Genomic DNA, 7688 nt, shown 5'->3' with positions numbered 1-7688 from the left:
TCGTTTTGAAAAAGGGCTATACTTTTTAATTTGTCACCTTGATTTCATTGACATAATAGTATTTCAACAACATGAGCCTTCGACTATTGCGAAGGCTTTTTGTTTATGCGTAACTGCCATGAATACATACTTTCAATTATCAAGTTATTGTAGAGAGTGTGGGATTTATGTCAGGTAAGGACGCTGTAGCAAGGGATGATATTACGTTTAATAAAAATCACAATGAACACGCCATTCATTTAAAATTGGGTTAAAAAAGAAATAGAAATTCCCATCATCCACAATATTAAAATATGCCTTTTCGTCTGAGGCAATCTGTAAGACAAATGGATAGTCCTCGCCATAATCATGACCACTTTGGCAGAATGCTGGATAGCCACCTATTTTATGAACTGCGTAAATTTCCTCCACAATATCATCAAAGTAATCTAGCTCTTCATCGTTTTCGAGCCTTAAAATTTCATCCTCCACATCACAAGGAATACCTCCACCATCCCATGCCGGATAATCATTAACTATTAGCTTAGGCATAAGAGGAAATGCGCGAATATGATCATGCTGCCAATTTCGCTGTATCAAACCCTCTAATGATGTATAGGCTCTAATTTCAAAAAATCGACTAAGATCATCCTCTATTAAATGATGAAATATTTCCTCGTGGATAAATACAGTCAATAGCTCTATTGATTGTAGTGATTCTGGTACAAAAGGTAGCTCCCTTCAAAAACAGTGTAGCAAGCGGCTGAAACTCTTTAGGTCTCTGTTCCTCAGGTAGTGACCATCCTACAAAGCCAATCCAGCTTTCAAGAAGGTCATGGGTAGGGCATATACCACCTGTTACAAAGATTGTTGCCTGTCTCACTAGCTGTGACTTAATATCATCAATGTTCATCATCAGACCCCCCTGTGCGACAAAAACAATCTGTTACATGATCATTGACCATCCCTATTGCCTGCATATAGGAGTAACAAATCGTACTACCAACAAATTTAAAGCCATCCTTTTTCAATTGCTTACTCATTCGATCACTAATCTCTGTCGTAACAGGTACTTCAGCGATAGATGACCACTCATTTACCATTGGCTGGTGATCTACAAAGCCCCAAATATAATGAGAAAATGAGCCATATCTTTCCTGTATTTTTAGAAAAGCTTGTGCATTTGAAACAACACTCGCAATTTTTAGTTTATTACGAACGATACGAGTATCCTGACGAAGCTCCTCTAGCTTGTCCTCGGTATAGAGAATGATTTTTGAAGCATTGAATTGGTCAAAAGCAGCTCGATATCCCTTTCTTTTTTGAAGAATGGTCCACCAGCTAAGTCCAGCCTGTGCCCCTTCTAGACATAGCATCTCGAATAAATGCTGATCATCATAGACAGGAACACCCCATTCCTTGTCATGATACTCTACGTATAGAGGCTCCTCTAGCTTTACCCATTCACATCTTTTCATTTATAGTCCCCCCATTTTTCTATGTATCATTTAACGCCTATTATACAAAGACATCCTTTGCGCGCATTTTCAATAATTTGAATCCTTTGAAACCCTACACATTCGAATAGCTGTTCAATTTCTGATTTTGTTTTATAGGCTTTCATATGATAATTAATTTTATAGAGCTCTGACATAATAATAAATTTTCCACCATGCTTTAAAACTCTAAAGACTTCCTTCACATCATTTGCTAAATCTGGCCAAAAATAATGTGTTTGGAAGGCTGTAATCGTATCAAAAAACTGATCTGTGTATGGAATGTTTGAAACACTTGCTTGCTTAACAATGACCTTACCATTTGTCACATCCATTTTATTAGTTTTTATGGAGTCCTTGATAGCCTGCTCAGAAAAATCTATACCATAGATTTTACCACTTGGATTAATCTTCGATAAAGTTTGAAGCGTTTTTCCACCTCCACACCCAATATCTAAGATCGTATCACCATCATATACATCACCATGCTTAATCAGCCATGTATTCATACCACTATGTGCAAGATTCATAATGCGTAACATTACTGACCCTACAAATCCATTTGGCTTCTTAGCTTGTTCAATCAAGCGTTGTAAAAGTGTCAATTTCAACTTCCTCTCTCCCTAAAATCCGTTGTGATGTGCAGATTAAGACATCTTTTTTCGCTAACTTCAATAATGCAGCCGCTTTGCTTTTATCCGTGGCTCCCCCCACTGCATCATCTACAACAATTACCTTAAAGTTCCTTGCTAATGCTCCGTTAACCGTTGCATTGACACAGCCTTCAACAAACACACCCGTTACGATTAATTCATTAATTTTTTGTTGGGAGAGGTAAGTTGCTAAGTCTGGATTACTAAACGCATCCGCTTTATTTTTTGAAAAATATGCACCATCCACCATGACTAATCTTTCATCAAATTCAGCCCCTTTCGTTCCTTTCAAAGCAGTGAATTTTCGGAAAAGGTTCGAGATTTGTGTTTGTTCAAATTCATTTCTAATATAGACAATTGGAATTCCTTGCTCTCGCGCCTTTTGGATGAGAACATTAATGCAACTTATGGTAGACTGCATTTGCTGCTTTGCTATAGGCAGTCTGGCTTGATCACTTATGTAATCGTTTTGAATATCTAGTATCAGCAAGGCTTTTTTCAAGTTCTATCCCCCTTACGTTTTATAACGCTTACTATCTTTACGTTTTAAAAAAATAATTAGTTTCATTATTTACCATTTCAATATCACAGCAGGCTATGATTTACCAATAGCTGGTGTATAAATAGTGATATTATATTGGTCGGACTATTCAATAGAGGCACGACACTGCTAATTGTATTGGAAAATGCAGCGGTATCAAGGCTTTACAAAGGGTAATTGCATTATTTTGCTTTATAAAAAAATAAGGTCACCTATAATGAAATGACCTTATTTTGAGGTTAATATTTATCTGTGATTACTCCAATTGAGGAGGCTTTTATAAAATCAAGATTCTTCAGACTCGTTAATGTCTTCTTATTACCAGTGACAACTGCCCCATAGATAACAAGGTCATTCACAGACAGCCCATCAGCACCACCAATTTCTTTTTCCAATCGTTTATATTCATCTTTTAAACTTGATGATTGTCTTGCCCCACTTGATATAGCTTGGACAAATAGCTTTGCTGGGTTCTCTACTACATCACCGTTCGCGTTTAAAAGGGAAAAACCATATACATCTTGTTCTGAACGAAACACATTGTAACTATCTATAACCTTTCCATTTTGTTCAATTTTGCCAGTATAATCGTCTGCTTCATTCACATCTTTAACCCATAGCCAAGTAGTATTCACATCTTTCGGCAGTTTCGCAAGTGCTTCCTGCATTGAATAACCTTTATCAAAAGATAAAGCAACTTCCATTACTTTTTGATCATCAATTTCAGGCAACAACGCTAAATCATTTTGCGTCTTTTGATAATTTATAAATGGATAGAAAAACAACATTTCACGCTGTCCAAATTCATTATAACGTTGAGAATTTAAATCTTGTTCACTGTTTCTCATTCCAAATGTTAGATGAGAACTAGCGCCTTCGAATAACACCTCGTTTCGTAAAAAACCGTAGCCCAATGCGTCATCTCCAGTGAGAACAACCTTTCCTTCAATGTATTTAATTGTTTTATAATGCATTTCACCGCCTAAAATGCCAGGGTAATTCCTGATTGATCCAATAAATTCATTTGCACCTTTCACTTGATGTAAGGTGTAAAAGGAATTTTGAGCATGACTTTGTAAAAATCTAGTAATTGCGTCATTCACTATTTTTCCACCAAACAATGTCACAGCCATTACGACAAACGTGATGATAATCGTTTTCCATGTTGCGCAGCGCTGGGCTTTTTTCATTGTTTTTTTCATCTGTTCTGTATCAAAAAGATTGTCCATCTTCTAACATCTCCCACTGTTTTTTAAATGCTTTACGTGCTCGCTGTAAATAAGTTTTTACATGCGACTCACTCACCGCTAGAATCGCAGCGATTTCTTTATAGGACAATTCCATATCGTACTTCATTAAAAGTAATTGCTGAAATGCTGGCTGTAGCCCCTGCAAGGCTTCATTAATCTTTGCATTTTGCTCTTTTTGTAAATAATGTTGTTCTGCATCATCCAATGCAATTTTTAATTTTTCGATTTCATTGTCACCGATTAATGTTGCGCGCTTTTGCTTGTTATACAACGTATAGTAACGATTAAGGGCGACCTTGAATAACCAAGCTCGTAAATTATCATGTCGAATTGTAGATAAACACTCAATTGTTTTAATAATTGCCTCTTGTACAACGTCCTCTGCATCTTCTTTTGTAGCCCCTATTTTTATCAAATATTTGAAAACGACTTCTGCATGCGCAAGCAATAGACGCTCCCACTCTTTATTCATACTTCACCAACTTTTTTGGATATCCATTTCGTAGTTAACTCATCTATATAACCATTCAACCCCTAAAATGTATACAGTTAATTGGAATTAAAAGAAAAAAATCACAAGTGCTAGTTAAAAACACTTGTGATTGTTAAATTGAAAGACTATAAAATTCAAATATGTTGATTTCAATCAATAAATCAAGCCGAAGTCAAATTTCTCGTTCCTTCGACATTTTTTAATTTAGATATGTATTGTTTGAAATATTTCGTTCACGCTCATCTATGACTAGATGAATAATAAATGCCAGTTGTTGCTCAATTCGCATATTGTTAAGCTGTAGAATTTCAGCAATTGCACTTTTTTGATTCTCTTCTAACTCTGCCTTCTCTAGCATTAACATAATTTCTTCTTTCGAAAGCCCAAACATGCTCTTTCACCCCTAATTTACGCATAAATTTATTATTCCAAAATCATTATTATCTTTACAAATACAATGTTAAATGAACCGTTTTTACTAATTATAGGCTAAAACATGGAAATTAATCAATCCAAATTCTACATTTTCTTAATAATATTATTACTTTCTTCAAAAAATATTATTATTTTTAAAAATAACTTTCCTTTTAGGAATTGGAATAATTCTTTTCCTCGATTAATTCTCTTACACTACTAATTATAAAAATAATATACCTTTTTGTCGAATTTTGTGAATCTGCGTCATTTTGATAATTAAGAAACCGTTTACAATTTTAATTCCTCTATATTTTATCTATCCCGTTCAATAGTCATCTATTTAAGAAAGCTATCAACGATTTTTTTAAATAACAGTAAAGGACTTAGTTTTACCCTCTTTTTTACCTGTCAAAATCAAGCAGAGATTTTCAATTTCACCACTGTATTTTTACCACTTTGTTTCATGTCATAAAAAAAGTAATTTCAACAATAGTGAAACTACTTATCCTACTCATTTATTCGGTTATTATATTGTTTTTTTAATATTATTTTGTTGAAGTATTAAAGTTACTTGTTGCAATACCTCAATCGGTATTTGCAGCTTTTCATTGAGACTGTGCAAATTTATTGATTCTGCTTGATTGATTTGGTTCACCATTTGCTTCATTTTATCGTTAACATTTGCAGATATAGAAATGATTTTAGATGTGTCATCACTCTTCCACATAGTTCCACTAGTCGTGCCTTGAATAAATAATTGACTCTTCTCTTGCACGATAGCTGGTATCTTCACAGTCGTCAGATCAATACTCTCCATCTCCAGCATTGATTGATTAGACAACGCTAAAAATGTACGTTCCATTTCATCAACCGAACAATGTTTAATACGCCCCATCGACTTATCTGACCAAATGAGTGCATAGGGGCTTTGCTTACCGTTGTTTTTGAATGCACTATTGGCAATCTCAAAAATAGCCTTGATACATGTGATTGCGTGACCGATAATAGCGTCAAATGTACACCTATCTGCAAATAAACGAGCATTATTAATATAAAGATGATGTCCCTCAAGCTCCAGAATGGTCGTATGATGAAGCATTATTTTTGCGTGGTCATTACCAAAAATACCACCCGCTTTCCCATATTGAAGGACAGACTGATTGAGCTTTAGATAACTAGCATCGACAATAAAATGAAATTGCTGATGGTCCTGAATCATACATTCTGACATAGATACATTTGCTTCATTTACAATTGTGACACCGGTCGTCTGTCCCTTCCTCACACTGCATTTACAAATCTCTGCCTTACTGTTTTCAATGATTAGCTGTGACTTATAATGTTCATGGACCTTGCAATCAAATAGTTTTGCGTTAGATTGTTCTGCGATATAAATACCATGGCCCTGTCCATCAGAAAAGATAGAGTCCGTAAGCCAGACCTCACTGTTATGAACAACCAAATTTGTATCCAGATGCCGCTTTATTTCACAGCCATCCATCGTTAATGTCGATTGATCGAGTAGCTGAATCCCTAAATTCTGCCCTTGATGAATAAGTGTATTTGTCATCGTCATGGTACTGGCAGCTGCAACAATTTGTGTTTGCTGATGACCATGAATTTCACAATCCACGATATCTATTTTTACATTGCGAATCGCAAAAATACCATTTGTTTGTCCTTCCAAAAGCATGCAATTGGTTAATGAAATTTCACTATTCTGCACCATAATTTGAGCCTTTGTATGGTGCTGAATTGTCGTATCCACAAGAATAACGCTTGAGCCATTATCAATGTGCAAACCATAATGATTAACTGGACCAGCTAGGATATCGACATTTTTCATCATTAGACTACCAAAGCTAACAGTCACCTGTGTTTGCACCAATTGCTGTTCAATCACACAGTTTTCCAGCTGTAAATCTCCTTTAACATAAATCCCCTGCCCTTGTGTAAAGCGTAAATTACGCATATTGGCATGTGTATTATAGCGGATAAATACACCACCTTTAATCGTCACATTTCCAACTCCATAAAGGGTCAGCCTTTTGGAAATTTCAAAGCTTTCCTCATAGATCCCATCTCGAATTTCAATAAAATCCCCTGGTTCAGCATCTCGAATCGCATCTTCAATACGCTGGTAACGATGCATAATACTTCTCTTTACAACAAGCGTCGCCATCTCCACACTCCTCTGCCGCAATCAAGCCACTCTTATGATTAGCCAGACCATTATCGTTCTTGTGTTTTATTATATTTATATACCCATTGAACTTCCTATTATTCAATTTTGTACAAATAATTTAGAAGTAATTCTTATAAGGTAGGTGATTGCTAATAATTTTGAGCGTACTAAAGCTATATGGTGGTTAAAACCCGAATGTTAATTCTATAGGCATAGAGGACTCTTGAACACATTTTATGGTGGAGAAGATGGTGTTATTTCAATTAATACTCTTCATGTAGAGAGTGACGTCAAGCATTGGATGGTGATTCAGATGGCAAATGATTTCAATCCATACTCTCCATGTAGAGAGTGACATATTTGGTTATGATGATGAGCTACATTGGGTAATTTCAATCCACACTCTCAATGTAGAGAGTGACTAAAAAGACCACCCATAATTGAGTGGTCACATGTATTTCAATCCACACTCTCCATGTAGAGAGTGACCATTTCGTAAATATTTAATTGTAAATACATCTCAATTTCAATCCACACTCTCCATGTAGAGAGTGACAAATTTTGGGTAGATTAAGTACTGCGGTATTAACAATTTCATGGTCTTCTGTCAAGAAAGTGGACATAAAAAAGTGAGAGCTTTAAAGCTACCGCACTGCGTTTGGTGGGCAATGGAA

The 7688-nt window shown here is 35.5% G+C and carries 9 protein-coding genes and 1 CRISPR repeat array; all 9 genes read right to left on the bottom strand.

Annotated features, from left to right (window positions below; all coding sequences use genetic code 11):
- Positions 1–207 precede the first annotated feature (207 nt).
- Positions 208–579, bottom strand: coding sequence for a DUF1963 domain-containing protein (locus AC3WOM_RS26040; protein ID WP_492448953.1), 372 nt, complete (start codon positions 577–579; stop codon positions 208–210).
- 46 nt (positions 580–625) lie between these two features.
- Positions 626–895: a hypothetical protein gene (locus AC3WOM_RS26035; protein ID WP_492448951.1), complete on the bottom strand. Its 270-nt coding sequence runs from the start codon at positions 893–895 to the stop codon at positions 626–628.
- A complete protein-coding gene (locus AC3WOM_RS26030; protein ID WP_492448949.1) occupies positions 882–1457 on the bottom strand; it encodes a DNA-3-methyladenine glycosylase I in 576 nt (191 codons plus the stop codon). The genes AC3WOM_RS26035 and AC3WOM_RS26030 overlap by 14 nt, the downstream gene beginning before the upstream one ends.
- Before the next feature lie 26 nt (positions 1458–1483).
- Positions 1484–2080: a class I SAM-dependent methyltransferase gene (locus AC3WOM_RS26025; protein WP_427538411.1), complete on the bottom strand. Its 597-nt coding sequence runs from the start codon at positions 2078–2080 to the stop codon at positions 1484–1486.
- Positions 2055–2630: a cysteine hydrolase family protein gene (locus AC3WOM_RS26020; RefSeq protein WP_427538334.1), complete on the bottom strand. Its 576-nt coding sequence runs from the start codon at positions 2628–2630 to the stop codon at positions 2055–2057. Before AC3WOM_RS26020 ends, AC3WOM_RS26025 begins: the two co-directional genes overlap by 26 nt.
- 278 nt (positions 2631–2908) lie before the next feature.
- Entirely contained in the window at positions 2909–3898 is a 990-nt protein-coding gene (locus tag AC3WOM_RS26015; protein WP_492448946.1) for an anti sigma factor C-terminal domain-containing protein, read from the bottom strand.
- The gene (locus AC3WOM_RS26010) at positions 3882–4391 is read right to left on the bottom strand and encodes an RNA polymerase sigma factor (protein ID WP_492448944.1); all 510 of its coding nucleotides are present in this window, start codon (positions 4389–4391) and stop codon (positions 3882–3884) included. The genes AC3WOM_RS26015 and AC3WOM_RS26010 overlap by 17 nt, the downstream gene beginning before the upstream one ends.
- A gap of 220 nt (positions 4392–4611) precedes the next feature.
- Complete coding sequence (locus tag AC3WOM_RS26005; RefSeq protein ID WP_283872256.1) at positions 4612–4803, bottom strand: hypothetical protein; 192 nt, start codon at positions 4801–4803, stop codon at positions 4612–4614.
- Positions 4804–5355: 552 nt separating this feature from the next.
- Complete coding sequence (locus AC3WOM_RS26000; protein ID WP_492448943.1) at positions 5356–7011, bottom strand: right-handed parallel beta-helix repeat-containing protein; 1656 nt, start codon at positions 7009–7011, stop codon at positions 5356–5358.
- A 259-nt stretch (positions 7012–7270) separates the two neighbouring features.
- Positions 7271–7570: direct repeats of the CRISPR family, unit length 33 nt; unit sequence ATTTCAATCCACACTCTCCATGTAGAGAGTGAC.
- Positions 7571–7688 lie beyond the last annotated feature (118 nt).

The organism is Lysinibacillus sp. FW301-JW8, from assembly GCF_058788755.1.
This window is presented reverse-complemented; position numbering and strand designations above follow the sequence as displayed.

Coding starts and splice junctions, on each gene's coding strand:
- AC3WOM_RS26035 (WP_492448951.1), bottom strand. CDS start 895: ATGATGAACATTGATGATATTAAGTCACAGCTAGTGAGACAGGCAACA.
- AC3WOM_RS26030 (WP_492448949.1), bottom strand. CDS start 1,457: ATGAAAAGATGTGAATGGGTAAAGCTAGAGGAGCCTCTATACGTAGAG.
- AC3WOM_RS26015 (WP_492448946.1), bottom strand. CDS start 3,898: ATGGACAATCTTTTTGATACAGAACAGATGAAAAAAACAATGAAAAAA.
- AC3WOM_RS26010 (WP_492448944.1), bottom strand. CDS start 4,391: ATGAATAAAGAGTGGGAGCGTCTATTGCTTGCGCATGCAGAAGTCGTT.
- AC3WOM_RS26005 (WP_283872256.1), bottom strand. CDS start 4,803: ATGTTTGGGCTTTCGAAAGAAGAAATTATGTTAATGCTAGAGAAGGCA.
- AC3WOM_RS26000 (WP_492448943.1), bottom strand. CDS start 7,011: ATGGCGACGCTTGTTGTAAAGAGAAGTATTATGCATCGTTACCAGCGT.